This window comes from Halorubrum sp. Ea8 (genome assembly GCF_002252925.1).
Classification (GTDB): Archaea; Halobacteriota; Halobacteria; order Halobacteriales; family Haloferacaceae; genus Halorubrum.
Window position 1 is genome coordinate 19,935 of record NZ_NHPF01000081.1, and the last position, 24,270, is coordinate 44,204.

Sequence of the window (24,270 nt, forward strand, 5' to 3'; positions counted from 1 at the left end):
AAGCGCGCGGTTTTCACCGCGCGTGCGTGTGCCAGAATTGCGTCGGTCTCTCGCCGGTGCGTCCCGCGGGGCCTTCGGGCGTTACTCGCCGAGGAGCGCGCGAATCTCGTCGCCGCGCGCCTCGTCGGTAACGAACCGGTCGAGGACCCACTCCAGCTGTCCGAGGACCGCGTCGTGGCCGGCCTCGGTCAGCTCGTACTGGTTCGTCCGCTTGTCGAGCTCGCTCTTTTCGACGAGCCCGTCCTCGACCAAGTCGTCGAGGTTGGGGTAGAGCCGCCCGTGGTTGACCTCGGAGCCGTAGTACGCCTCCAGCTCGCGCTTGATGGCGAGCCCGTACATGGGTTCCTCCGACAGAATCGCGAGGATGTTCTGTTGGAACGCCGTTAGGTCCGATGCCGGTCGCGCTGCCTCCGTGTCAGTAACTGCTTGTGCCTCTGACATAGTTGACTGAAGGGAAGCCGAACTTATAACCTTTCTCAAGGTTCGTCGGTGTTTAAATACCTAGCTGCGGAAGAAACCCCTGATACCCCCGATATCGGAGCTATCGGATGCGACGCCGCCGATACGGACCGACCGCCGCATCCGAGTGATCGCCGGTCAACGAGACGCATCCGTGACGATCTATCAGACGAATCGGAAGGTTCGGGTGGAAATTGACAGTTGATCAACTGGTAAACCGGCCGGATGTCGGTCGAGGAACGGGGCTCCGAAACGGCCGGATCGACGAGACGATCGATCAAAAGCGGGGGTCACGTCGACGGGGCTCCGGCCTCGCCGAGGTCGCGACGGCGAGGGGAACCCGAAAGGACTTTGCGACCCTTGGACCGAATATCTGGCACATGGTCAACCTCTGGGAAGAACTCGAGACGGGTCCGGACGCGCCCGACGAGATCTACGCGGTCGTGGAGTGTCTCAAGGGCGAGCGGAACAAGTACGAGTACGACAAGGACATCCCCGGCGTCGTCCTCGACCGCGTGCTCCACTCGAACGTCCACTACCCGTACGACTACGGCTTCATCCCGCAGTCGTACTACGACGACGAGGACCCGTTCGACGTGATGGTGCTCGTCGAGGACCAGACGTTCCCCGGCTGCGTCGTCGAGGCCCGCCCCGTCGCGCTCATGAAGATGGACGACGACGGCGAGCAGGACGACAAGGTGATCGCGGTGCCCACCGAGGACCCCCGTTTCGACCACATCGAGGACCTCGCGGACATCCCCCAGCAGATCCGCGACGAGATAGACGAGTTCTTCTCGACGTACAAGAACCTCGAGGCCGGGAAAGAGGTCGAGACCCTCGGCTGGGAGGACAAGGCGGCCGCGAAAGCGGCGATCGAACACGCGCAGGACCTGTACGCCGACGAGTTCGGCGAGTAGTCCCGAAATAGGAGAATCGGATAACCACTGAACATACCCTCCCGCGGGCGGGATGCGTTATGCCCATGAGTAATTTTTAGTCGGTGCGTCGCGTACGCCCAGACAGAGCTATGAGCGCGAGCACCCCGTCCGTCGGCATCGACCACCCGACGGTCGTCCCCGCCAACTTCGATCCCGACCGCCGCGACGACGACCGCGAGTCCCCGGGGGACTCCGACGGCGACACCGAGGCGTAATCGCCTCAGATCAGGCGTTCTCGACGACGGCGGACAGCCGGCTGGCGTCGGCGACGAACGACTCGAACCGGTCGTCGACCCACTCGACCACCGCCGGGTCCGTGGACTCCAGCACGCACCGGGGGTTGTTCCGGCGGTCGTACGCCGTCACGCAGGCGACGTCGTCGCACCTGAACACGCCGTACTCGATCGGCTCCGGCGAGACGTAGACCGTCGCGTCGTCGTCGTCGAGCGCTCGGTCGGTCGCCGGCCCGAAGTCGGCGATCGACGCCTCGACGACGTCGCGGTCGATGACGAGCTCGACCTCCGCGCCGGCGTCGAGCGCGGTCGCGGCCGCCCGGTTGAACTGCTGGATAACGATCGGCGAGACCGCGCGGATCTCGGCGCCGCAGCCCTCGCGGAGGAGCTCGGTGATCCGGTCGACCGCGGCGAGCGGGTTCCCGTCCGTCGCGACGGTCAGTTCGCCGGCGTCGAGCGCTTCCGGGGGGAAATCGGCGCCCACGCGTTCGAGGTCGGCGGCGAACCCCCCGTACCGGTCGGCGAGCTCCACCTCGTCCAACAGGGCCTCGTACGCGTCGTGGACGCGCTCTCCCGTCGGCGTCACGCGGTAGGTCGCGTCGCGTTTGACGACCCAGTCGCGCTCGCGGAATCCCCCGAGGATCCGCTGGACCGTCGTCCGGGTCGCGTCGACCGCGTCCGTCAGCGCGGCCGGGCGACGCGGCTCCCGCCGGAGCGCCCGGAGGACCGCGACACGGACCGGCGACCCGGCGAGGTACTGTGCGTCGTCGTGTCCGTGGTCGGCCGTCATCGTATGCCCTACTGGTACGAGTACCACACGGTTAATCGTACCGCGTCACGGCCGGTGCTGGAACGAGACCACCGTCCCGATGGTGTCTTCGCCGTCGATCGTCTCCGTGCGCACGGTGGCACCGACGACCGCGTCCGCGCCGAGCGCCTCCTCGATCACCGCGCGGAGGGCGTCGGGGTCGGCCCCCTCTTGGAGCACCGGGACGCGCACCTGCCGTCGGTTGACCGCGACGTCACCGAGGTCGTAGTCGGTGTGCTCGAACGCCTCCCGTATCGCGGCGGCGGTGTCCGTCATACCCGCTCTCGGTCGCGGGAGGTGAAAAACGGCGGGGCGACCGGGGCGCGCCGTCTCGAACCACCGCTCCGCCGACGGTCAGGCGTACGCGTCGTACTCCTCGCCGAACAGCGCGAAGTAGGCCACGCCGACGAGCCCGATCGCGCTCGCGAGCCCGAACGCGACGACGGGATCCCCCGCGACGGAGAGCCCGGTTCCCGGCACCGAGAACCCGCCGTAGATCAGGCCGCCGAGCGCCGCGCTCGGGATGACGACCGCGTTGCGGAGGAGGTAGTACGACCCCGAGACGCGACCGCCGGTGTCGCGCTCTGCGGGGCCGACGATCAGCGCCTTGTGCGCGGGGAGCCCCGCGAACCGGAGGCCGGAGAACGCGAACAGCGCGACGACGAGCGGCGCGGTCAGGGGCGTGTCGGCGGGGACGTTGATGAGCAGCGCCGGGAACGCCGCGTACACGAGGAAGCCGAGCGCGACGACCGGCTTGAGCCCCACCCGCTCCGCGGCGCGCGCCGCGGGCGGCATAGAGACGAGCGCGACCGACATCTCGATCGCCAGCAGCACGCCGAAGAAGGCCGCGGGCGACAGGGAGAGGGGGCCGACGTCGAGGCCGACCTCGAGGAACTGCGTGATCACGATGACGAAGAATACGTACACCATTCCGTTCGCGAACCGCACGAGCGTGTCGCCGACGAGCAGCGGGCGGAGTTCGGGCGGGAGGCTCCGGAGGTCCTCGACCACCTCGCTTACCTCCTCGAACTCCTTGCCGAGCGTGTCCTCGCTCGCGTCGTAGAGCGTGTGTTGGAGCGCGGTGGCGACAACGCCGAACAGGAGCGCCACCGCGAGCACGTACTGGAAGCTCACGGTGAAGTCGGCCGCGTACTGGATGATCCCCGCCGCGATCAGCGGGCCGATCAGGAACGCGGTCCGGCGGAACACCTCGGTGCTCGCGAACCCGCGCGCCAGCCGCTCCGGCGGCACCGACTGCTTGACGATCGCGAACGTCGCGCCGAGCCCGAACGACTTCCACGCCTGCGCTAAGAATAGCCCGACGAAGATCCAGATCCACGGCTCGAAGACGACGCCCGCGAACCGCACGGTCCCGAGGGTCGGCGCGACGAGCCACACGCCGAACCCGAGGCTCGATAACAGTCCGAACAGCGTGAGCGCGAGCCGCGACCCGATCCGGTCCGAGAGCCGCCCGCCCGGGTACGGGTACACCGCGCCGATGACATTTCCGACGGTCCCGAACAGCCCGATGACGAACGCGCTCGCCCCCAACGCGGACATGTACTCGGGGACGTACCGGTTCGTCATCTGGAAGCCGAGGCTGAACGCGAACATCGCGAGCGACAGGACGAGCACGTCCCGCCGCAGCGAGAGGAACTGACGGAACGGGTCGAGGAGGTCGACGTCGTCCGTCTTTCCCATGCTGATAACTGCGCCGAAACGCCCTTTAATACACCGATGATACGGCCGAGCGAGGCGGTGCGGCGCCGATCGGCTCGATCGTTGCCGAGTTTGTTTATAACTCTTGAGTATTCAAATATCAGGAAATGGTTGGCGCACAATAATGTGTGATTTAATTACATGCGATATCTTGTGTAATATGCACGAAAGTGTTGCAGAATACGTGGCAGAGCACCCGAAGATGGCCGGCGTCCTGTTCACCGCGCTCCTCCTGCTGACGCAGGCGGCGCCCGCGGCGGCGGGCGCCCTCTCGTCGACCGCCGGGCCGTAATCAGTCGAATTCGTCACTCCAGACGAGTCCCGATTCGGTAAAGACCGGAAGCACCTCAAGATTGAGAAACGTCTTGAGTTCCGACTCACGTACATTTTGCAGATCGATATTACTCGGGACGTAGTAGTTAGCCGTATCCGATCCGGTGTTCGGAGTCGTCAGCGTTCCAACGCCGTAAGGGCCGTTCGGGTACGTTTTGATCGAGAAGTCCCACGGTGGCCCACCGTTGTGCACCTCGACGACTGCAGCCGTCCCGCTCTGGCTCTGACAGATCGTCGTCCCACCGTCGCCGACGACGATATACTGGTAGCCGGTGATCAGTTCGCGCTTCGCGACGTTCAGCGCGGTCCGGAGATTGAAGCCGCCGTTCATCAGCCGGGCGATGATGCGACCGAGCTGCGTCGCGGGGGAGTTCGCCACGTCGGAGAGCGTGACGATGCCGCCGCGGGAACCGCGGTGGACCAGCGCCTCGCCCTGCCGGTACGACTGGCAGGCGTTGAGCAGGAAGGCGCTGATGCCGACGTCGAGGTCCTCGTCGGTCAAGTCGAGGTACTCGTCGGTACACTGCATCCCGCGGTGGTCGACGTGGCCGACGTAGTGGAGGAAGTCGACGTCGGACTCGAGGACGTCGCGCATCTCCGCGCGGGTGAGGTCGTGGCGCACCTCGATGTCGAACTGGACCATGTCGCGGAGGCCGTACAGGTCCGCGACCTCGCCCTCCTCGCGCATCTGCTCGTCGTTGCAGACGACGAGCACCGAGATCCGCGACTGCTCGACCTGACCGGCCTCCAGCCGGCGGTAGTACGCGTCGAGGGTGGCCTTGTTGGCGTCGAGCGGGACCCCCTCGCCGACCCACGCGTGCTCGACGGTGTCGACCGGTTCCGGCTGCACGAAGTCGGCGTCCGCGGGGACCGCGCTGCGGTCGGTCGAGGCGTCGGCGCCGCGGACGGGCTCAGTCCCGGCGCAACCGCGAACGAACTCGTCGGGACCAAGTGATGCCGCGCTCAGCGTCACGTCCGCGCCCGAACCGCGGAAGAGCCCGACGCCGCCGCCCTCGCCCGCGGTCACCGGGGTGACCGTCTCGGGAGACCGGACGACCGACAGCTCCCCGGCGACGAACGGGAGCATCTCGACGTTCTCGGGATCGGGGCGCACGTCGGTCGTCAGCGTCCACTGCGGGAGTTCGGGCTCGACCCGCCGGAACGGTACGTCGAGGTACTCGCCCAGCCGCTCCGCGAGCGGCAGGTCGTACAGGCGGCCCCAGTCGAGGTCCAGGTCCGTCGTCTCGCGCTCGTGGAGGTCGACCGGGTAGAACCCCTCGGTGCGGGCGAGGCAGTCGAAGTGGAACGACTGCCGGAGCGCCTCGGCGGCCCGGCGCTCGAAGTCCGGCTCCAGCGGGTGGCTCCAACCGTCGCCCTCGATCCGGGGCGCGTCCCCGGGGACGACGTCGGCCGCGAAGTAGTACGCCAGCGAGACGATCGGGTAGAGGTGCTCGTAGGTCGGCGGCACGACGATCCGGACCCCGGAGTCGGGCGGTTCGATCCGGTCCGGGACGCGGAGCTCGTCGCCCGCCTCGATCAGCGGCGGGTGCCCCCGGAGGGTGGGGAACGACCGCTCCGGGCTCGTCGTCTGGAGCGCGGAGCCCAGCAGCGACACGGCGTCCATCAGCGACTCGGGGTCGGTCGGCGTCTCGATCGTCCCGGCGGGCACCTGGTGGAGCGAGCGGAACCCGAGCGCGACTTCGACGGGGGCGTCGAGGTCGATCCGGGTGGTTCGGTCCGTCGTCGACACCGAGAAGCCGGACTCGAAGGCGAGGTAGAACTTGGTCGGCGCGGGGTCGATCCCGACATGGTACTGGTCCGACGGCATCGCGTAGGAGTCGCCCCGAGTGAGGAGGGTCCCGTCGCCGGCGCGCGTCTCGACGATGGTGACCCGGGGGATCTCGACCGACGCGGTCTCGACGGTGACGCTGGCGTCGACCGGGAAGTAGTGCGCCTGCTCGGGGGTCGCGACCGGGTCGACCGCCCGGTCGGTGTACACCTCGAACTGGGTGTTCTCGATGTGGTCCGTGACCGTGAGTCCGGCGTCGGCAGACAGCGGGTCGATGTCGATGCTCATGTGTGTGGGACCGCACCCGACCGCCGGCCGGGGTGCCGGATCGCCGGGGGCGGGTCCGGCGCGACGGAGCGCGTGCCGGTCCCGGGCGCCCGGCGAACGCGGCGCTCGGTACCGGTTTGTTGACCGAGACGGCGATAAAGCTTGTGTCGGTGAATCGCCGTGGACCGAACGGATAAAGGGGCGCCCGACCCACATTCGCGTAATGATCACGCTTGGAACGGCCCGCGCCCCGCCGGGCGAGACGGACACGGGCCGTCTCGAAGTGGGGGAGACGCGGGACGGGAGCCCCGTGCGGCTGCCGGTCGCCGTCATCAACGGCGCGACGGACGGAGAGACGCTGTACGTGCAGGCGGTCAGCGACGGCGACGAGCTCAACGGGCTCGGGGTCGTCAACCGCGTCGTCCCGCGGATCGACCCGACGGAGCTGTCCGGCGCGGTCCTCGTCGTCGGCATCGTCAACTACTTCGGCTTTCAGGTCGCGGAGCATCGGAACCCGATCGACGACCGGAAAATGAACCGGGGGTACCCCGGCGACGAGGACGGGACGACGAGCGAGCGGATCGCCCACGCGACGTTCCAGGCGGCGAAGCGCGCGGACCTCATCTTAGACCTCCACCAGGGATCGACCAGCCGGATGATAAACGAGACGCGGGTGCGGTGCGGAATTCGCCATCACCTCCACGGCGACTGCCTGGAGCTCGCGAAGGTGTTCGGCTGCGGGCACGTCCTCGACATCAAGGGCCCGGACGGTCAGCTCGCGCGGGCCGGGCCGGAGCACGGGATCCCGACGATCGACCCCGAGCTCGGCGGCGCCGTCGGCTGGGACGAGGAGTCGATCCGATACGGCGTCGATGGGGTGTTCAACGTGCTCCGGCACTACGGCTTCCTCGACGGCGGCGCCGACGTCGAACGGCAGGTCCGGGCGCGCGGGTTCGACCAGTACGGGTCCCCCGCGGGCGGGCTCGTCAGATTCGAGCGCGACCTCGGCGAGCGCGTCGAGGCCGGCGACGCCCTCTTCGAAGTGACGGACACCTTCGGCGAGCTGAAAGGGCGCGTGACCGCCGACGCCGACGGGATCTTCTGGCGGACCAGGCGGCTCCCGCAGGTCGCCGCCGGCGAGTACGTCTGCTCGGTCGGCACCAACGTCGACCGCTACTGATGCGGACCGACGACGACCAGACGGGACCGGACGCGGGGGAAGCGAGCCCGGGAGGAGACGACGCCCCCGAGCGACTCGCCTGCCCCGAGTGCGGTCGGACCGTCGCCGACCGGTGGCGTTGCGAGTGCGGCGCCCCCCTGAACTTCGCCGACCCGCCGATCCCGGATCGCCCGGCCCCGGACGCCGAAGCGGGCGAGTCCCTCCCAGCCGGTGACGGGCTCTGGGCGTTCGCGGCGTTCCTCGCCGTCGGCGACGACCCCGCCGACCGGGTGACGCTCGGCGAGGGGATGACCCCGCTCGTCGACGCCGACGGGCCGCGAGGCGAATCGGACGGTTCGCGGGGCGACACCGGGCCCGACGGAGCGGAGTGGAACGCCGAGTTCAAGCTGGAGTACGTCTTCCCCACCGGATCGTTCAAGGACCGGGGCGCGACGACGACGCTCACGCGCGCCCGGGAGCTCGGCGTCGACCGCGTCGTCGAGGACTCGTCCGGCAACGCCGGCGCGGCGATCGCGACGTACGCGGCCCGGGCCGGTATCGACGCCGCGGTGTACGTGCCGGCCGACGTCAAGGAGTCGAAGCTCCGCGCGATCCGCCGCGCCGGGGCGGATCCGGTCCGGATCGAGGGCGGTCGGAGCGACGTGACCGACGCCTGCGTCGCCGCGCTCGGTGGAGGCGGCAAGGGCGACGCGGGCAGTGAGGACGGCGAGGGCGACGCGGGCGAAGGTGGCGGAGGTCCCGGCGCCGCCGCGTGGTACGCCAGCCACGCCTGGAACCCGGCCTTCTTCGAGGGGACGGCCACGGTCGCCTACGAGATCGCCGCCCAGCGCGGCTGGGAGGCCCCGGACGCGGTCGTCACGCCGCTCGGCCACGGCACGCTGTTCCTCGGCGCGTACCGGGGGTTCCGGCGGCTCGAACGCGCCGGCTGGATCGACTCGGTCCCGCGACTGTTCGGCGCGCAGGCGGCCGGCGTCGCCCCGATCGTCCGGGAGCTGCACGGGCCGGAGGCCGCCCACCCCGACGGACGCGTCAACGCGGCGGCCGACGGGATCCAGATCGCGGAGCCGGTTCGGAAAGGGGAGATCCTCGACGCCGTCGCCGAGACCGACGGCGACGCGCTCGCGGTGACGGAGTCGGCGGCGGAGCGCGAGCTCGACCGGCTCCACCGGGCGGGCTTCTACACCGAGCCGACCTGCGCCGTCGCGCCGGCCGCGCTCCGGGCGCTCCGCGAGCGCGGGACCCTCGCGGCCGACGACGACGTCGTCGTCCCCCTGACCGGGAGCGGGCTGAAAGGGTGACGGGCGGCGAGTTCTGACGAGCGGCGAGTTCGCGGGTCGGCGGCCCGCGCCACCGCCACGCCTTTTCAGTCGCGCCCCGTGGGACCCCACATGGAGGTCCTCGTCTACGGCGCCGGCGCGCTCGGCAGCCTGATCGGCGGGCTGTTGGCCCGGAGCCACGACGTCACCCTCGTCGGGCGCGACCCGCACATGCGGCGGATCCGGGAGGACGGGCTCCGGATCGACGGGGAGATCGACGAGCGCGTCCGTCCGCGGGCGCTCACCGACGGGACGCACCGCGCTGCCGATCTCGCCGTCGTCACGACGAAGGCGTACGACACCGACGCGGCGGCGCGGGCGCTCGCGACCGGCGAGTACGACGCGGTCTGCTCGCTGCAGAACGGGCTCACGGAGGATCGGCTCGTCGCCGCGCTCGACCCGACCGTGCTCGCCGGCACCGCGAGCTACGGCGCCCTGCTCGCCGAGCCCGGACGGGTGACGTGTACGGGGATCGGCGAGGTCGTCGTCGGCTCGCTCGCCGGCGGTCGGGACCCCCTCGCGGAGCGCGTCGGTGCCGCGTTCGACGAGGCCGGGATCGAGACGACGGTCGCCGCGGACATGCCCCGACGCCGGTACGAGAAGCTCGCGGTCAACGCGGGGATAAACGGCCCCTCCGCGCTCGCGCGCCTCACCAACGGCGCGACGCTCGACGGGCCGGGCGGCGAGGTGGCGCGCGAGGCGGCCCGCGAGGTGGCCCGCGTCGCGCGCGCCGACGGCGTTGATCTCGGCGAGGACGAGGCGGTCACCGCCGTCGAGCGCGTCGCCGACGAAACCGCGGCCAACCGCTCGTCGATGCACGAGGACGTCGCCGCGGGGCGTCGGACCGAGGTCGACGCGATCTACGGCGCCGTCGCCGACCGCGCCGACCGCTTCGGGGCCGCGACGCCGACGTGTCGGACGATCGCGTCGCTGATCCGCGCGTGGGAACTGGGCGAAGGGCTCCGGGAATCCGCGTGAAAAATATCCGAGAATCCGCGTGACTGCGGCCGGGAGTCGCTGGTGAACGGGGCGGCGCGGGACAGCCGGAAGGCCGTCGATACCGTCGAGCGACTACCGAGTCAGCACCACTCCTCGAGGACGGTCGCGTCGGTCTCGTCGACCGAGACCCACGCGTTCTCCCGCGAGACGTCCGCGATCACCAGCTCCGATCGCGACGCGGACGAGTCGATCGACGCCATGATGTCCGGCGAATCGTCGGCGTCGAGCGTCGGGTCCGCGGGCAGCGCGGTCCGACGGTGATCGGGGTCCGGGTCGTCCCAAGGAGTGGAACTCCGTGACATGATTGTCAATTGTTCACAGTACGTATAAGCGTTCCGAACCGAAGCCGACCGCAGTCGGCGAATTCCCGGTTCGATCGAGCGGATCGACGGCGAATCCGGGATAGAACCGTCGATCGGACGGCCCGGGGCGCCGGTCGGGCGTCGATCCGACGGATCGGTCGGATAGTTGTCGGATACGTGACGCCGTTCGAGCGCCGACCCGCGGCCGCGCCGTCTCCGACCACCTTCGCAGTATACAAGAGGTGCCACGCTGAAAGACGGTGCATGAACGTGTCAGACGCCATGACGCCGCGGTCGGATCTCGTCGTCGTCGAGATTCCCGGGAGCCGGAACGACGTGCTGGAGTACATCCAGGAGTACGGCTTCTCCTCGGTCCCCGTCGTGAAGGACGTCGACGGCGACGAGGTGTACCGCGGCCTCGTCACTCGCGACGACCTCATCGAGCAGCCGGACGAAGACCAGCTCGCGCTGCTGATGCGGGAGGTCCCGACGATCGGCGCGGACGAGGACCTCGTCGATGCCGCGGCCACGATGGTCGCCGAGCGCTCCCGCCGCCTCCCCGTCGTCGACGGCGACGAGCTCGTCGGCATCCTCACCGTCACCGACGTGGTGCGGGCGATCGCCCGCGGCGAGATCAACGGGGGCACCGAGGTCGGCGAACTCGCGACCGAGGCGGTCAACGCGACCCACACCGAGACCCCGCTGCCGGTCGCCGAGCGTGAGATCGGGCTCGCGAACGTCCCCTACGCGGTCGTGCTCGACGACGACGCCGCGATCGCCGGCATGCTCACCGAGGTCGACATTCTCGAGGTCGCCCGCGTCGTCGAGGGCGAGGCGAGCACGGGCGACTCGATCGCCGAACAGGACTCCGAGTGGTCCTGGGAGGGTATCAAGGCCACCGGCGCGCGCTACCTCCCGACCCGCAACGTGGAGCTCCCGGCGGAGGCGGCGCGCCACTTCATGACGGAGGACCTCGTCACGGTCAGCGGCACCCGGACGGCGAAGGAGGTCGCACAGGAACTCATCAGCAACGACATCGAGCAGGTTCCCCTGGTCAACGGGACCGATCTCAACGGTATCGTGCGCGACGTCGACCTGCTGGAGGGCCTCTAGATGGCCGCGGACGACCTCGTCGAACTGGCGAAGCGACGGGGCTTCTTTTTCGGCTCGAACGGCGCGTACGGGGGGACGGCCGGCTTCTACACGTTCGGTCCGCAGGGCGCGGCGCTGAAGCGGAACCTCGAGGACGCGTGGCGCGACCGGTTCACCATCCGCGAGGGGAACCGCGAGATCGAGGCGCCGACGGTGATGCCGGAGGCCGTCTTCGAGGCGTCCGGCCATCTCGAGGGGTTCGACGACATGCTCGTCGAGTGCGGCGAGTGCGGCGAGTCCCACCGCGCCGACCACCTCGTGGAGGCCGTCACGGAGATCGAGGACGCCGAGGCGCTCCCCGGCGACGAGGTCGAGGACCTCATCGCGGACAACGAGATCGCCTGCCCCTCCTGTGGCACCCCGCTCGCCGGCGAACCCGTCGAGGACTTCAACCTCATGTTCGCGACCGACATCGGCCCGGGCGACGGCCAGCCCGGCTACCTCCGGCCGGAGACGGCCCAGGGGATCTTCGTCGAGTTCCCGCGGCTGAAGGAGTACGCCCGCGGGAACCTCCCGTTCGGGATCACCCAGATCGGGCCCGCCTACCGCAACGAGATCTCGCCGCGCGGCGGGCTCCTCCGCCTGCGCGAGTTCACGCAGGCCGAGCTGGAGCAGTTCATCGACCCGGAGGAGGACGAACCCCCGCTGGACCGCGTCCGCGACGTCGACGTCCGGCTGTACCCGGCGACCGAACAGGAGGCCGAGGACGGCGAGTACGTCGAGACGACGGTGGGCGAGGCGGTCGACGAGGGCGTCATCGGCTCCCCGTGGGTCGGCTACTACCTCGGCGTCGCTAAGGCGTGGTACGAGCGCGTCGGCGTCGACACCGACCGGTTCCGGTTCCGCCAGCACCTCGCGGGCGAGCGCGCCCACTACGCGGCCGACTGCTGGGACGCCGAGAGCGAGGTCGACAGCGACTGGATCGAGATCGCCGGCTTCTCGTACCGCTCCGACTACGACCTCTCGAAGCACGGCGAGTACGGCGACGACTCGTTCACCGTGTTCAAGCGCTACGACGAGCCGAAGACGGTCGAGCGCGCGACGGTCGACCCCGACATGTCGGTCCTCGGTCCCGAGTTCGGCGGCGACGCCGGCGCGGTCGCCGCGGCGCTGGAGACGCTCGCCGAGCGCGACCCCGACGCCTTCCACGGCGAGACGGTCGCGGTCGACGTGAACGGTGAAAGGCATGAAGTCGACGTCGACGTCGCGAACTTCGCCGTCGAGGAGACCACCGAGAGCGGCGAGCACATCACCCCGCACGTCGTCGAGCCGTCCTTCGGCGTGGGCCGCACCGTCCAAACGCTCCTCGCGCACTCGTATCGCGAGGACGAGGTCGACGACGAGGCGCGGACGTACCTCTCGCTGGAGCCCGAGATCGCGCCCCAAGACGCGGCGGTATTCCCGCTGGTGACGAACGACGACCGGCTCGTCGACCTCGCGGACCGGGTCGCGGGCGACCTGCGCGCGGCCGGCCTCGCGGTGGCGTACGACGACTCCGGCTCGATCGGGCGGCGCTACCGCCGCCAGGACGAGGTCGGAACGCCGTTCTGCGTCACGATCGACCGCGACGGGATCGAGGGGGGCGGCCCCGACACCGTCACCGTCCGCGAGCGCGACTCGGCCGCGCAGGTCCGGGTCCCCGCCGACGACCTGGCCGGCGAGTTGGCCGCGCTCCGCGCGGGCGAGTCGTTCGACGCGCTGCGGGACCGGTACCAGAGCGTCGAGACGGACGTCGAGACCAACTGACCCGTGCCCCTTCCGGCGGCGGAGTGGCGGGCCGACGTGGAGTTCGAGCGGCGGCTGGTCCACTCCGGGGGGACCCTCTACCCGGTGCCGTACCTGCTCGGCTGGTTCACGTGGACGGAGACGCGCTACTTCCTCCTCGCCGCGCTCGCCGTCGTCCTCACGCTGGAGTTCCTCCGGCTCGTCGTCGGGCTCGACCACTGGCTCTACCGGAAGCTCACCCGGGAGTACGAGACCGACGCGCTCGCCGGCTACGCGCTGTACCAGGTGAGCATGACCGGCGCGGTCCTCCTCTTGGAGCCGACCCTGGCGATCCCCGCGATGTGGATGCTGTCGGTCGGCGACCCCGTCAGCGGCGCGCTGGGGGACAACGAGGCCACCGAGGCGAAGCGGCCCGCCGCGTGGGTCGCGATGTTCCTCGTCTGCTTCGGGCTCGCCGTTCCGTTCACCATCCCCGCCTTCGGCCCCGACGTCGGCGTCGTCGTCGCGGGCGCGGGCGCCGCCCCCGCCGCGGTCGCCGACGGCCTCCCACCGATAATCCGTGGCGTCGCCGTCGACGACAACCTCACCATCCCGCCCGCCGCCGCCGGCGGGATGCTCCTCGCGCTCGCGGTGGTGGGGTAGGCACAGCGCGGATCACGGCGCGGATCACGGCTCGGCAACGAGCGAAGAGCGAGGAGCGAGGAGCGAGGAACGCAGAGGGCGTTTATATACAAACGCGGCGGTGGCGCGTGCCGATGAGCGCCCGGAGGGCGCGAATCGCACGCGCGAGGGAGTCGGACCGGCGCGACCGCGCCGGTCCGACGAGGCTGGGGAGGCGTGAGGTGCGGTCGTGGTGCGGGGCGGGACTCAAAGGGGCAGCCGCGAGGCGGGCGCAGNNTGCGCCCGCCTCGCGGCTGGGGCTTTGGAGGTGTTCAACGCGTCAACAACGACTTATAAGCGAGCGGCTGGGGCTTTGGAGGTGTTCATCGCGACGTCAACGAGAGCAACGATCGATACCCGATCAACGGAGAGATGACCAGACAGATTGCACCCGCGGCTACCGAACAAACGGGTCGCAGAGAACGAATGAGGGGACGACCGCTTACGTCGCGCGGCGTTCCGTCGCCTTCGGGCGGAGGTTCTTGTAGCCGCACTTGCGGCAGCGCTTCGCGTCGGGGGCGTTGCGGGCGTTACAGCGCATGCAGATCTGCCGGTCAAGGTTGCGGCGTTCCGCGGCGTCGAAGCTGGCCATACGGCTACTGTCGCGGCGACGCTGTAAAAGGTTGCGAGACGCGGCGGCGGGTCGGCGGTACCCCGGACCGCCGAAACCGAACGGGCGGTCCGAACCTCAGGCGCCGGCCTCGGACAGCGCGGCCTCGATGTCCTCGCGCTGGGTGACGCCGACGAAGCGGTCCACGACGCCGTCGTCGTTCTCGATGATCAGCGTCGGGAGCGAGCGGACCTGGTACTGGTTGGCGACGTCCTGCTCCTCGTCGACGTTCACCTTCTGGAGCTCGAAGGCGTCGCCGAGGTCCTCCTGGATCTCCTCCAGGATCGGGTCCTGCGTCTTACACGGGCCGCACCAGTCAGCGTGAAAATCCAGCAGTCGAACAGTCATTATCCGACCGGTTCTACCGGCGGACCGCGCATAAGGGTTTCCCACTCGGCGATACGCGGGGGCTGTCGGATTCGGCTCGCCGGCCGCGGCCGAGGCTCGTCGGCCGCGAGCGAAACGTTTAGAACGCCGCGCGGGTCACTCACGAGTATGAGCAGTGGCTCCAACTCCGGCGGGCTGATGTCCAGTGCGGGACTGGTCCGCTACTTCGACAACGAGGACCGGAACGCGATCTCGATGAGTCCCAAGACCGTCCTCGCGTTCTGCGTCCTCTTCGGCGTCTTCGTGCAGATCCTCTCGCTGACGGTCGCCTAACGGTCCGACGTCTCCGTTCGAACACTTCCCGCCGGCTGACCGGTAGCGCGCCCTTTTTGCCCGTCCCCGACCGAGTGAGTGACATGAAAGCAGGCGTCATCGCCGTGCAGGGCGACGTGGCCGAGCACGCCGCCGCCGTCCGGAACGCCGCGGCCGCTCACGACGAGTCCGCCGAGGTCGTCGAGGTCCGCGACGCCGGGATCGTGCCGAACTGCGACGTGCTCCTCATGCCGGGCGGGGAGTCGACGACCATCTCGCGGCTGATCCACCGAGAGGGGATCGCCGCGGAGATCCGCGAGCACGTCGCGAGCGGGAAGCCCGTGCTCGCCACCTGCGCCGGCCTCATCGTCTGCTCGCGGGACGCGAAGGACGACCGCGTCGACGCGCTCGAACTCGTCGACGTCTCCGTCGACCGCAACGCGTTCGGTCGACAGAAGGACTCCTTCGAGGCGAAGATGCCGGTAACCGGTCTCGACGAGCCGTTCCACGCCGTCTTCATCCGCGCGCCGCTCATCGACGAGGTCGGCTCGGACGTCGAGGTGCTCGCGACCGTCGACGGCCGCCCGGTGGCCGTTCGCGACGGCCCCGTCGTCGCCACCGCGTTCCACCCGGAGCTCACCGACGACCCGCGGATCCACGACCTCGCCTTCTTCCCCGATCGCGAGGTGGTCGCGTGAGCGACCCCGAGACCGACGCGCGAGAGGACCCCGACGCCCCGCCCGAGGCCGTCCTCGACGAGCTGTTCGCCACCATCGCGTCCCGGAAGGCGGAGCTCCCCGAGGGCTCGTACACGGCCTCGCTTTTTACCCACGAGAAGGGCGAGAACGCCGTCTTAGAGAAGATCGGCGAGGAGTCGACCGAGGCCATCCTCGCGGCGAAGGACGACGATCTCGACGAGCTCACCGCCGAGAGCGCCGACCTCGTCTATCACCTGCTGGTGCTGCTCGCGATGAAGGATCTCGACCTCGACGACCTCCGCGGCGAGCTCCGCGAGCGGTTCTGACCGCCCACTGCTCGCCGCCTACCGCTCCCGTTCCAGCTCGCGGTCGATGTCGTCGAGCTCCTCCGTCTCGAGCTCGCTGGCGATCCGGCGCTCGAACTCCGCCTCGCTGATCTGTCCCTCGACGTACTGCTGGCGGAGGCGGTCCTGTCGATTACTCCCGGCGTCGGTCGAGGACGACGACGACACCGAGCCGATCGAGTCGAACGACCCGGCGTCGTCGTCGCTCAGCAGCCACGAGCCCGCCTTGTACGCGGCGTAGCCGAGCCCCGCCAGCACGGCGAGCCGGATCGCCCAGGTGAGCACCCAGAAGGTGACTCCGAGCACAACGGAGATGATCGTCCCGACGACGGAGAGGGCGATCAGCACCCCGATCGCGATCGCCCCGTAGTAGAGGGCCTTCTTGCCGTCCATACCGAGGAGTCACGGGTCCGGGCGCAAATACCTTCTCCCGGGCGCATCCGAGCGGCATGTCTCTTGGCGTCAGAAGACTTATTCGGCGCTACGGTCGTAAATCAGTGAAATGAATCAGGAGCCGCGAGCGGCGACGATCGATACGGCCTCGGTCTGCGGGGAGGACCGCCCGTGACCGGAGAGCCGGATCCGGACGCCGACCGGCAGACCGTCGGTCGGCGGACCGTCCTCGGCGCGCTCGCGGGCGCCGGGAGCGCCGCGGTCGCCGGCTGCTCCGGCTCCGAGGCGGACGACGCCGCGACCGCCGGGGTGGAGTCGGACCGGCTCGACGAGCTCGCGGCCCGGTTCGCGCCGACGCTGTACTTCGATTCGGCGGAGCCGTGGTTCCCCACGGACCCGCGCCCGTACGCGACCGAGGAGGACGGCGAGACGGTGGTCGACGGCTTCGCGGCGTTCGACGGCTACCACGAGCGGTACGACGAGGCCGGCGAGCCGCCGAACCCCACCGTGTTCTACAACGGGGTCCGGTACGAGGACTCCCCGCTCGCGGTCGTTCAGTTCTGGTTCTACTCCGCGTTCGACCAGTTCACCGCGAACTTCCACTGGCACGACTGGGAGGTGCTCCACGTCTTCGTCGACCTCGACACCGGCGACCCCCAGCTGTACGTCGCCAGCTCGCACTCCCGGAGCGTCCCGAACAACGAGTTCCTCGACCCCGACCCCGACGTGGTCCCGCGGATCCTCCCCGAGCTCGGCTCGCACTCCAGCACGCTCTCGGTCAACGAGATCCCCGACCGGTTCCAGCGGGTCGGCGAGGACGGGTTGCTCGCGGACATCACGAACACGACGATCGACACCGTCGAGGACCTCCTCGGGATCCCGATCGCGTACGGGCTCCCCCGCGACGAGGGGGCCCGGCTCCCCTTCGTCGTCCCCGAGTACGAGGGCGAGCCGATCTACGAGCACCCAGACCTCCCGTCCGTCACCGAGGAGTCGCTGGTCGACGGGGCGCTGAGCGTCCGATCGCTCGACGCCCTGCGGTCGCCCCCGAGCGACCTCCCGCTCCGGGAGACGGGGATCGCGTTCCGCCACGCCGACCGCGAGGACGCGCTCGCGGACGAGACCGTCGACGAGGTCGTCGGCTACGAACTCGTCGAGAGCGCCGAACTGGAGGGGATATCGGCGTTCACCGGGCCGCAGCTCAGCTTCGAGTTCGCCGTCCCCGAGGCGGTCGAGGACGCCGTCGCGAGCCACATCACGACCACCGGCGTGCCGTGGGAGCAGCCGCGCTACGAGAACCCCGCGCTCGATGTCACGGCCGGGAACCACCGCGCCGAGCTCGCCGACCGATACGACGCCATCGCCGGCGACGCGGAAGTCGGCGGCGACGCCGCGGGCGCGCTCGACGCGGTCGTCGCCCGCGTGACGCGGGCGACCGAGACCGACGAGGCCCCCGACGGCGAGGGGCTGACGACGGCCGACGCGGGCGTCGAGTCGTTCGTCCTGATCGAGAGCGACCCCGAGGCGGTCCCGACGTTCGCGGGCGGGATCGCGGTCGCGAACGGCGTCCCCGAGGGCGACCACCGGCTGACGGTGAACGGCGCGGGGCGGGCGCCGCACAGCGAGGAGCTGACGGTCTCGGCTGACGAGCCAGTGACGGCCGCCGGCGTCGACGGCGAGATCCCGCTCGTCGCCCGCGAGGACGCGCGGAAGGTGGAGCTCTCGGACGAGGAGAGCGACGTCGACCTGACGCGGACGGCGATCGAGGACGACTTCGCCGGTCGGATCTACGACTCCGCGATCGACGGGAGCGACGCGGCCTACGTCCACGCCGGCGGCGCGTACACGACCGAGGTCCGCGACGCCGACGACGAGGTCGGCGCGTACCGGGTCAACCCGGACCCGCCGGGCTCGGAAGGCGATGACGGCGGGGATTCGGGCGACGGCGACGACGGCGAGGGGCGCTCGCCGATCCGGATCGACCGCCCGGAGACCGGGGCGGCCCCGCTCGCCGGCTACGTCGCCGACGTGGCCGAGGAGACCCGCGCCGCGGTCGCGGCCGCGGCGGCGGAGGGCGGCGACGGAGACGGCGATGACGACGACGGGAGCGACGACACAGGTGGCGGGAGCGGGACGAGCGGCGGCGGAGGCGGTTCGGGCGGCGGCCCGTCGAACGCGGTGAACGGGCTCGAACGCGCGCTCGCGGCCGCGGTCGACGCCGCGGAGCGGGCCGAGGAGCGCGCCCGCGAGGGCGACGGCGAGGGGACGGAGCGTCAGCTGGCGAACGTGCTCGACCGGATCGCGCGGATCGAGGAGCGACTCGCGGCGGCGCGCGAGGGGCTCCCGCCCGGGCTCGCGAACGCGACCGGGAAGCGGGTCGAGCAGGCGACGAAGCGCGTCGAGCAGGCGCGGAACGCCGGGAAGCTGTAGGCGACCGGCGGTTCCGGCGCCGGCGCGTCCCGCTCTCAGTCCACGGGGCGGTGTGTCACACCGCACCAGTGGATGGAAAGCTATACGACGCCGACCCGACCACGAGTATATAAGCAGATGTCTCAGGAGGGTTACGACCACACCGCGGTCGAGAATCGGTGGCAGGAGGCGTGGGAGGACGCCTCCGTGTATCACACGCCGGACGAGGCCGACGACCCAACCTACGTGCTGGGGATGTACCCGTACCCGTCGGGGAAGCTCCACATGGGCCACGTCCGCAACTACACCATCACGGACGCGTACGCCCGGTACCGCCGGATGCGCGGCGACGACGTGCTCCACCCGATGGGATGGGACGCGTTCGGGCTCCCCGCCGAGAACGCCGCCAAGGAGCGCGACACCAACCCCCGCGACTGGACGTTCGACTGCATCGACACGATGAAGGGCCAGATGAAGTCGATGGGGTTCGGCTACGACTGGGAGCGGGAGATCACCACCTGCACGCCGGAGTACTACAAGTGGAACCAGTGGCTGTTCAACCGCTTCGCCGACGCCGACCTCGTGGAGCGGCGCGACGCCGAGGTGAACTGGTGTCCCTCCTGCGAGACGGTCCTCGCCGACGAGCAGGTCGAGGGCGACGCCGAGCTGTGCTGGCGCTGCGACACGCCCGTCGAGACCCGCGACCTCGACCAGTGGTTCCTGAAGATAACCGAGTACGCCGACGAGCTGCTGGAGGCCATCGACGACCTGGAGGGGTGGCCCAACTCGGTGCGCCAGATGCAGCGGAACTGGATCGGCCGGCAGTACGGGACGACGCTGGACTTCGAGGTGAGCGAGGCGCGGAGCGCCTCGAACGGACGCGGCGAGGGAACCGAGCCGCGGGAGTACGGCCCCGTCGAGGCGTTCACCACCCGCGTCGACACCGTCCACGGCGCGACGTTCTTCGCGCTGGCGCCGGACCACCCGATCAGCGAGGAGCTTGCCGCCGAGGACGACGCCGTCCACGAGTTCGTCCACCACGAGGCCGACCCCGAGGGCGACGAGCCGAACGGCGTCGAGACCGACCTCACGGCCACGAACCCGGCCACGGGCGAGGAGATCCCCGTCTTCGTCGCCGACTTCGTCCTCTCGGACGTGGGGACGGGCGCGCTGATGGCGGTGCCCGCGCACGACGAGCGCGACCACGCCTTTGCGACGAAGATGGGCGTCGAGATCCGGCCGGTCGTCGCGCCGGAGCCAGACGACTGGGACGGCGAGACGGTTCCGGACGCGCCGGACGTGAGCGAGGCGGCGTTCACCGACGACGGCGTCCTCATCGACTCCGGCGAGTACAGCGGCCTCGACAGCGAGACGGCCCGCGAGCGGCTCACCGCGGACATCGAGAGCGCCGTGGAGAGCACCCAGTACCAGCTGCGCGACTGGGGCATCTCCCGCCAGCGCTACTGGGGCACCCCGATCCCGGTCGTCCACTGCGACGACTGCGGCCCGGTGACGGTCCCGGACGAGGACCTGCCCGTCGAACTGCCGGAGTTCATCAACACGACCGGGAACCCGCTGGACGCCGCCGAGGAGTGGAAGGCGACGACCTGTCCGGAGTGCGGCGAGCCGGCCACCCGCGAGACGGACACGATGGACACGTTCGTCGACTCCTCGTGGTACTTCCTGCGCTACGTCTCGCCGGACCTGGACTCGGCCCCGTTCGACTTAGAGCGCGCGAACGACTGGATGCCGGTCGACCAGTACGTCGGCGGCATCGAGCACGCCGTGATGCACCTGCTGTACTCCCGCTTCTTCACCAAGGTGCTGGCCGACGAGGAGGGGCTGGAGCACCGCGAGCCGTTCACGAACCTGCTGGCGCAGGGGATGGTCCAGCTGGAGGGCGAGAAGATGTCCAAGTCGAAGGGGAACGTCGTCTCCCCGCAGCGCATCGTCGACGAGTACGGCGCCGACACGGCCCGGCTGTTCATGATGCAGGCGGCCCAGCCCGAGCGCGACTTCGACTGGTCCGAGGAGGGCGTCCGGTCGACCCACCGCTTCCTGGCGCGGCTGACGGACCTCGTCGAGGGGTACGCCGCGGGCGCGGCGGAGACCGCACCCCCTGACGCCGACCGCGACACGGTCGACGACTACGTCGCCGACGAGGTCGACGCCGCCGTCGCCATCGCGGGCGACGAGTACGACGACCTCACGTTCAACGTCGCGCTCCGCGAGGCGCAGGACCTCGTGGGGACGCTGCGGAGCTACCGCGGGCACGCGGACCCGGACCCGGACACCTACGAGCGCGGGCTCGACGTCGCCGTCCGCCTGCTCGCGCCGGTCGTCCCGCACCTCGCCGAGGAGCTGTGGGCGACGCTGGGTCGCGACGGCTTCGTCGTCGAGGCCGACTGGCCGACCGCGACGGTCGACCGCGAGACGGTCGAGAAGCGGCGCCGACTGGTCGAGAACACCCGCGAGGACGTGCGCGACATCGTCGAGGTCGCCGGCATCGAGGACCCCGAGCGGATCGACGTCGTCGTCGCGCCCGACTGGAAGTACGACGCGCTGAAGGTCGCGATCGACAGCGACGCGGACAACCTCATCTCGGAGCTGATGGCGGAGAGCCACATCCGGGAGCGGGGCGACGACGCCGCCTCCTACGGCCAGGACCTGCAGGCGAACCGCGAGGCGCTGCAGGAGACCCTGTCGGGCGACGAGGAGTACGAGGCGCTGCGCGCGGCCTCGTGGCTGATCGAGCGCGAGTTCGACGCCCCGGTCCGCGTCGAGCGCGCCGCGGACGCCGACGACGCGGTGGTCCGGAAGGCCGAGCCCGGCCGGCCCGCGATCGACATCGTCGACTAGGGGTCCGGCTCTCGTCCGGCAGACGGCATCCGAACTGCCGCCGGGCGCAGACGCCCGACCGGTCGATGCCGGCCGGCGTTCTCGACGCGGAACATCACTGGTTAGTGACACCAATCCAATGTAAAAATACGTAAATTATCTATGATAGTGTGTGAATATCACGCACGAGATGCAGTACACCATCGAGAAGGGTCCGAGCTACGCGGTGTTGCGAACGACCATGGACCGAGACGACCGACTCATGGCCGAGACCGGGGCGATGATAAGCCGGAGCGAGAGCGTCGACGCGGACGCCGAGGTGGGCGGCGGTGAAGGGGTCGGCGGGATCATCAAGTCGGCGATCAGTTCGAGTCAGGACGTGGTGGAGAACGCCTTCGAGGCGACGGCGGACGGGGCCGAGATCACGCTGGCGCCCGACCATCCGGGTGACGTCTTCGCTGTCGACGTCGGCCGAGACGGGCCGATCAAGGTCAATTCGGGGGCGATCCTCGCGTGGGAGCCGACCGTCGAGCGGTCCACGGCGTTCAACGACGCGCAGGGCTTCTTCTCCTCGGGAAGCCTCCGCGTCCTCGAACTGTCGGGAACCGGGCAGTGCTTCCTCTCGGCGTACGGCTCGATCGTCGAGACGGACGTGAAGCCCGACGATCCGACGGTGGTCGACACCGATCATCTGATCGCGTGGACGGACGGCCTCACGGTCTCCAGAGAGACGGACGGCACGATCAAGTCGGCGGTGCTCGGCGGCGAGGGGCTCGTCTCGAAGTTCTCCGGCGAGGGCCGCGTGTGGATCCAGACGCGCAACCCGGCGGTGTTCCGGACGACCACCGGTGGAGAAAGCGGCGAGGACGAGGGGGACGCGGGCATGGGCGTCGAAGACTTCCTCTGATCGCGTCGATACTGTCTCCCCACCGCCGAGACGCCCCGCGCCAGGGTTTCGACCGGAAATCCGCGCCCGCCCCGGAAACGATTAGTCGGCGGCGCCACCCGATCGGGTATGGACGATCCCTACGCCCCAGCCCGCGACGCCCTCGCCGGCGACGGGCTGGCCGGCGGCGCGGCCGACGGCGACGCGCCCGACGGCGACGCGCCCGACTTCGACGGTTCCGACCCGGCCGTCCTCGCCGCTCGCCTCGACGAGGCCGACCCGCTCTCCTCGTTCGCCGACCGGTACCACGTGCCCGGCGACCGCCTGTATATGGACGGCAACTCGCTCGGCCCCGCGAGCGACGCCGCCCTCGCGAGCGTCGACCGCGTCGTCGACGAGTGGCGCGAGCTGCTCATCGGCGGGTGGACCGACGCCGACCCGCCGTGGTTCTCGGTCGGCGAGCGGCTGGGCGACGCGCTCGCGCCCCTCGTCGGCGCCGCACCCGACGAGGTCGTCGTCGGCAACTCGATCACCGTCAACATCCACACCCTGATCGGCACCTTCCTCGACGAGTTGCTGGCGGGGAACGGCCCGGAGCGGGAGGAGATGACACGGGCAGACGGCGAGTGGGACCGGAGCGTCGAGCCCGCCGTCCTCGTCAACGAGCTCGACTTCCCCTCCGACCACTACGCGATCCGCGCCCAACTGCGCCAGCGCGGGATCGACCCCGACGAGAAGCTCCGCGTCGTCGAGAGCCGCGACGGGCGGACGATCGACCCCCGAGACATCGAGGCCGCGCTGGAAGCGCACGACGACGTGGGGATCGTCTGGATGCCGACCGCGCTGTACCGCTCCGGCCAGCTGTTCGACGTCGAGCGGATCGCCGCGGCCGCCCACGAGGCGGGCGCGTACGCCGGCTTCGACGCGGCCCACTCCGCGGGCGCGGTCCCGCACGCGTTCGGCGACGTCGGCGTCGACTTCGCGGTGTGGTGCACGTACAAGTACCTCAACGCCGGCCCCGGCGCGATCGGCGCGCTGTTCGTCGCCGAGCGCCACCACGGGCTCACGCCCGCGCTGGCGGGGTGGTGGGGCCACGAGAAGGCGACGCAGTTCGAGATGCGGATGACGTACACCCCCGCCGACTCCGCCGGCGCGTGGCAGATCGGGACGCCCCCGCTGCTGGCGGCCGCGCCCCTCGAGGGCTCGGTCGAGCTCCTGCGGGAGTCGGGGATCGACCGCCTGCGCGCCAAGTCGCTCGCGCTCACGGACTTCCTGATCGCGCTCGTCGACGATCGGCTCCCCGACGTCTCGGTCGGAACCCCGCGCGAGCACGGGGCCCGCGGCGGCCACGTGGCCCTCGAACACCCCGAGGCGGAGCGGCTGAGTAAGGCGCTCACCGACCGCGGCGTGGTCGTCGACTTCCGGCCGCCGAACGTGGTACGCGTGTGTCCGGCCGCCCCGTACACCTCGTTCGCGGACGTGCTGGACGTGGTCGACGAGATCGAGGCGGTCCTCGAGTCGGGCGCCCACGAGGCGTACGCGACGGGTGCGGGCGGCGTGACGTAGCGGTCGC

25 protein-coding genes are annotated in these 24,270 nt (G+C 70.2%); 16 read left to right on the forward strand and 9 right to left on the reverse strand.

The genetic code is table 11. The annotated features are described in order from the left end of the window. Positions 1–81: 81 nt before the first annotated feature. Positions 82–441, reverse strand: coding sequence for a PadR family transcriptional regulator (locus tag DJ74_RS08770; protein WP_094521872.1), 360 nt, complete (start codon positions 439–441; stop codon positions 82–84). Positions 442–839: 398 nt separating this feature from the next. Here DJ74_RS08770 and DJ74_RS08775 point away from each other — a divergent pair, with 398 nt between their 5' ends. After that, on the forward strand, positions 840–1,376 hold the full coding sequence (locus tag DJ74_RS08775) for an inorganic diphosphatase (RefSeq protein ID WP_094521873.1): 537 nt from the start codon (positions 840–842) through the stop codon (positions 1,374–1,376). A gap of 110 nt (positions 1,377–1,486) precedes the next feature. Further along, entirely contained in the window at positions 1,487–1,612 is a 126-nt protein-coding gene (locus DJ74_RS19620; protein ID WP_254921631.1) for a hypothetical protein, read from the forward strand. Positions 1,613–1,622: 10 nt separating this feature from the next. Here DJ74_RS19620 and DJ74_RS08780 read toward each other — a convergent pair whose 3' ends face one another. The 3 genes from DJ74_RS08780 to DJ74_RS08790 form a co-directional block, all read right to left on the reverse strand. Beyond that, positions 1,623–2,420, reverse strand: a complete 798-nt coding sequence (locus tag DJ74_RS08780; protein ID WP_094527001.1) for a winged helix-turn-helix domain-containing protein — start codon at positions 2,418–2,420, stop codon at positions 1,623–1,625. Between the two features lie 45 nt (positions 2,421–2,465). Further along, positions 2,466–2,714 (reverse strand): hypothetical protein, encoded by a 249-nt coding sequence (locus DJ74_RS08785; RefSeq protein ID WP_094521875.1) that lies wholly within the window; start codon positions 2,712–2,714, stop codon positions 2,466–2,468. 78 nt (positions 2,715–2,792) lie between these two features. Beyond that, positions 2,793–4,139 carry an MFS transporter gene (locus tag DJ74_RS08790; protein WP_094527002.1) on the reverse strand — a complete coding sequence of 449 codons (1,347 nt, stop codon included), beginning with the start codon at positions 4,137–4,139 and terminating at the stop codon, positions 2,793–2,795. A 178-nt stretch (positions 4,140–4,317) separates the two neighbouring features. Between DJ74_RS08790 and DJ74_RS19625 the strand changes: the two genes are divergently transcribed. After that, positions 4,318–4,449, forward strand: coding sequence for a hypothetical protein (locus DJ74_RS19625; RefSeq protein ID WP_254921630.1), 132 nt, complete (start codon positions 4,318–4,320; stop codon positions 4,447–4,449). On the opposite strand, the gene DJ74_RS08795 is transcribed toward DJ74_RS19625, so the two are convergent. Continuing rightward, positions 4,450–6,567 carry a caspase family protein gene (locus DJ74_RS08795; RefSeq protein ID WP_094527003.1) on the reverse strand — a complete coding sequence of 706 codons (2,118 nt, stop codon included), beginning with the start codon at positions 6,565–6,567 and terminating at the stop codon, positions 4,450–4,452. 202 nt (positions 6,568–6,769) lie between these two features. Here DJ74_RS08795 and DJ74_RS08800 point away from each other — a divergent pair, with 202 nt between their 5' ends. The 3 genes from DJ74_RS08800 to DJ74_RS08810 all read left to right on the forward strand — a co-directional run bounded on the left by DJ74_RS08800 (position 6,770) and on the right by DJ74_RS08810 (position 10,020). Beyond that, positions 6,770–7,726 (forward strand): succinylglutamate desuccinylase/aspartoacylase family protein, encoded by a 957-nt coding sequence (locus DJ74_RS08800; RefSeq protein WP_094521878.1) that lies wholly within the window; start codon positions 6,770–6,772, stop codon positions 7,724–7,726. Then, positions 7,726–9,024 carry a pyridoxal-phosphate dependent enzyme gene (locus DJ74_RS08805; RefSeq protein ID WP_094527004.1) on the forward strand — a complete coding sequence of 433 codons (1,299 nt, stop codon included), beginning with the start codon at positions 7,726–7,728 and terminating at the stop codon, positions 9,022–9,024. The genes DJ74_RS08800 and DJ74_RS08805 overlap by 1 nt, the downstream gene beginning before the upstream one ends. Positions 9,025–9,114: 90 nt before the next feature. Then, positions 9,115–10,020 (forward strand): ketopantoate reductase family protein, encoded by a 906-nt coding sequence (locus DJ74_RS08810; RefSeq protein WP_094527005.1) that lies wholly within the window; start codon positions 9,115–9,117, stop codon positions 10,018–10,020. 101 nt (positions 10,021–10,121) lie between these two features. Here the strand turns inward: DJ74_RS08810 and DJ74_RS08815 are convergent, their stop codons facing one another. Then, on the reverse strand, positions 10,122–10,343 hold the full coding sequence (locus DJ74_RS08815) for a hypothetical protein (RefSeq protein WP_094521881.1): 222 nt from the start codon (positions 10,341–10,343) through the stop codon (positions 10,122–10,124). Between the two features lie 264 nt (positions 10,344–10,607). Between DJ74_RS08815 and DJ74_RS08820 the strand changes: the two genes are divergently transcribed. Genes DJ74_RS08820 through DJ74_RS08830 form a run of 3 tightly spaced genes read left to right on the forward strand, consistent with a single transcriptional unit; the run spans position 10,608 to position 13,862 of the window. After that, the gene (locus DJ74_RS08820) at positions 10,608–11,456 is read left to right on the forward strand and encodes a CBS domain-containing protein (RefSeq protein ID WP_094521882.1); all 849 of its coding nucleotides are present in this window, start codon (positions 10,608–10,610) and stop codon (positions 11,454–11,456) included. Next, the gene (glyS, locus tag DJ74_RS08825; RefSeq protein WP_094527006.1) at positions 11,457–13,241 is read left to right on the forward strand and encodes a glycine--tRNA ligase; all 1,785 of its coding nucleotides are present in this window, start codon (positions 11,457–11,459) and stop codon (positions 13,239–13,241) included. It abuts the gene before it with no gap. Between the two features lie 3 nt (positions 13,242–13,244). Then, complete coding sequence (locus DJ74_RS08830; protein ID WP_094521884.1) at positions 13,245–13,862, forward strand: dolichol kinase; 618 nt, start codon at positions 13,245–13,247, stop codon at positions 13,860–13,862. 460 nt (positions 13,863–14,322) lie between these two features. On the opposite strand, the gene DJ74_RS08835 is transcribed toward DJ74_RS08830, so the two are convergent. Both DJ74_RS08835 and DJ74_RS08840 read right to left on the reverse strand, forming a co-directional pair. Next, positions 14,323–14,472, reverse strand: a complete 150-nt coding sequence (locus DJ74_RS08835) for a 50S ribosomal protein L40e (protein WP_094521885.1) — start codon at positions 14,470–14,472, stop codon at positions 14,323–14,325. A 96-nt stretch (positions 14,473–14,568) separates the two neighbouring features. Then, positions 14,569–14,838, reverse strand: a complete 270-nt coding sequence (locus DJ74_RS08840) for a co-chaperone YbbN (RefSeq protein ID WP_008002506.1) — start codon at positions 14,836–14,838, stop codon at positions 14,569–14,571. A 147-nt stretch (positions 14,839–14,985) separates the two neighbouring features. Between DJ74_RS08840 and DJ74_RS08845 the strand changes: the two genes are divergently transcribed. From DJ74_RS08845 to hisE, 3 genes are all read left to right on the forward strand, one after another. Further along, positions 14,986–15,150, forward strand: coding sequence for a preprotein translocase subunit Sec61beta (locus DJ74_RS08845; RefSeq protein ID WP_094521886.1), 165 nt, complete (start codon positions 14,986–14,988; stop codon positions 15,148–15,150). A gap of 83 nt (positions 15,151–15,233) precedes the next feature. Beyond that, a complete protein-coding gene (gene pdxT / locus DJ74_RS08850) occupies positions 15,234–15,827 on the forward strand; it encodes a pyridoxal 5'-phosphate synthase glutaminase subunit PdxT (protein WP_094527007.1) in 594 nt (197 codons plus the stop codon). Beyond that, positions 15,824–16,153, forward strand: a complete 330-nt coding sequence (gene hisE, locus DJ74_RS08855) for a phosphoribosyl-ATP diphosphatase (protein WP_094521888.1) — start codon at positions 15,824–15,826, stop codon at positions 16,151–16,153. The genes pdxT and hisE overlap by 4 nt, the downstream gene beginning before the upstream one ends. A gap of 18 nt (positions 16,154–16,171) precedes the next feature. Here the strand turns inward: hisE and DJ74_RS08860 are convergent, their stop codons facing one another. Further along, positions 16,172–16,564, reverse strand: a complete 393-nt coding sequence (locus DJ74_RS08860; RefSeq protein ID WP_094527008.1) for a hypothetical protein — start codon at positions 16,562–16,564, stop codon at positions 16,172–16,174. A gap of 171 nt (positions 16,565–16,735) precedes the next feature. Between DJ74_RS08860 and DJ74_RS08865 the strand changes: the two genes are divergently transcribed. The 4 genes from DJ74_RS08865 (at position 16,736) to kynU (ending at position 24,263) form a co-directional block, all read left to right on the forward strand. Next, positions 16,736–18,994, forward strand: coding sequence for a hypothetical protein (locus DJ74_RS08865; protein WP_094527009.1), 2,259 nt, complete (start codon positions 16,736–16,738; stop codon positions 18,992–18,994). A gap of 117 nt (positions 18,995–19,111) precedes the next feature. Next, a complete protein-coding gene (gene leuS / locus DJ74_RS08870; protein ID WP_094527010.1) occupies positions 19,112–21,832 on the forward strand; it encodes a leucine--tRNA ligase in 2,721 nt (906 codons plus the stop codon). Positions 21,833–21,983: 151 nt separating this feature from the next. After that, entirely contained in the window at positions 21,984–22,718 is a 735-nt protein-coding gene (locus DJ74_RS08875) for a TIGR00266 family protein (protein ID WP_141212584.1), read from the forward strand. Positions 22,719–22,826: 108 nt separating this feature from the next. Further along, a complete protein-coding gene (gene kynU / locus DJ74_RS08880) occupies positions 22,827–24,263 on the forward strand; it encodes a kynureninase (protein WP_094527012.1) in 1,437 nt (478 codons plus the stop codon). Positions 24,264–24,270: the final 7 nt, after the last annotated feature.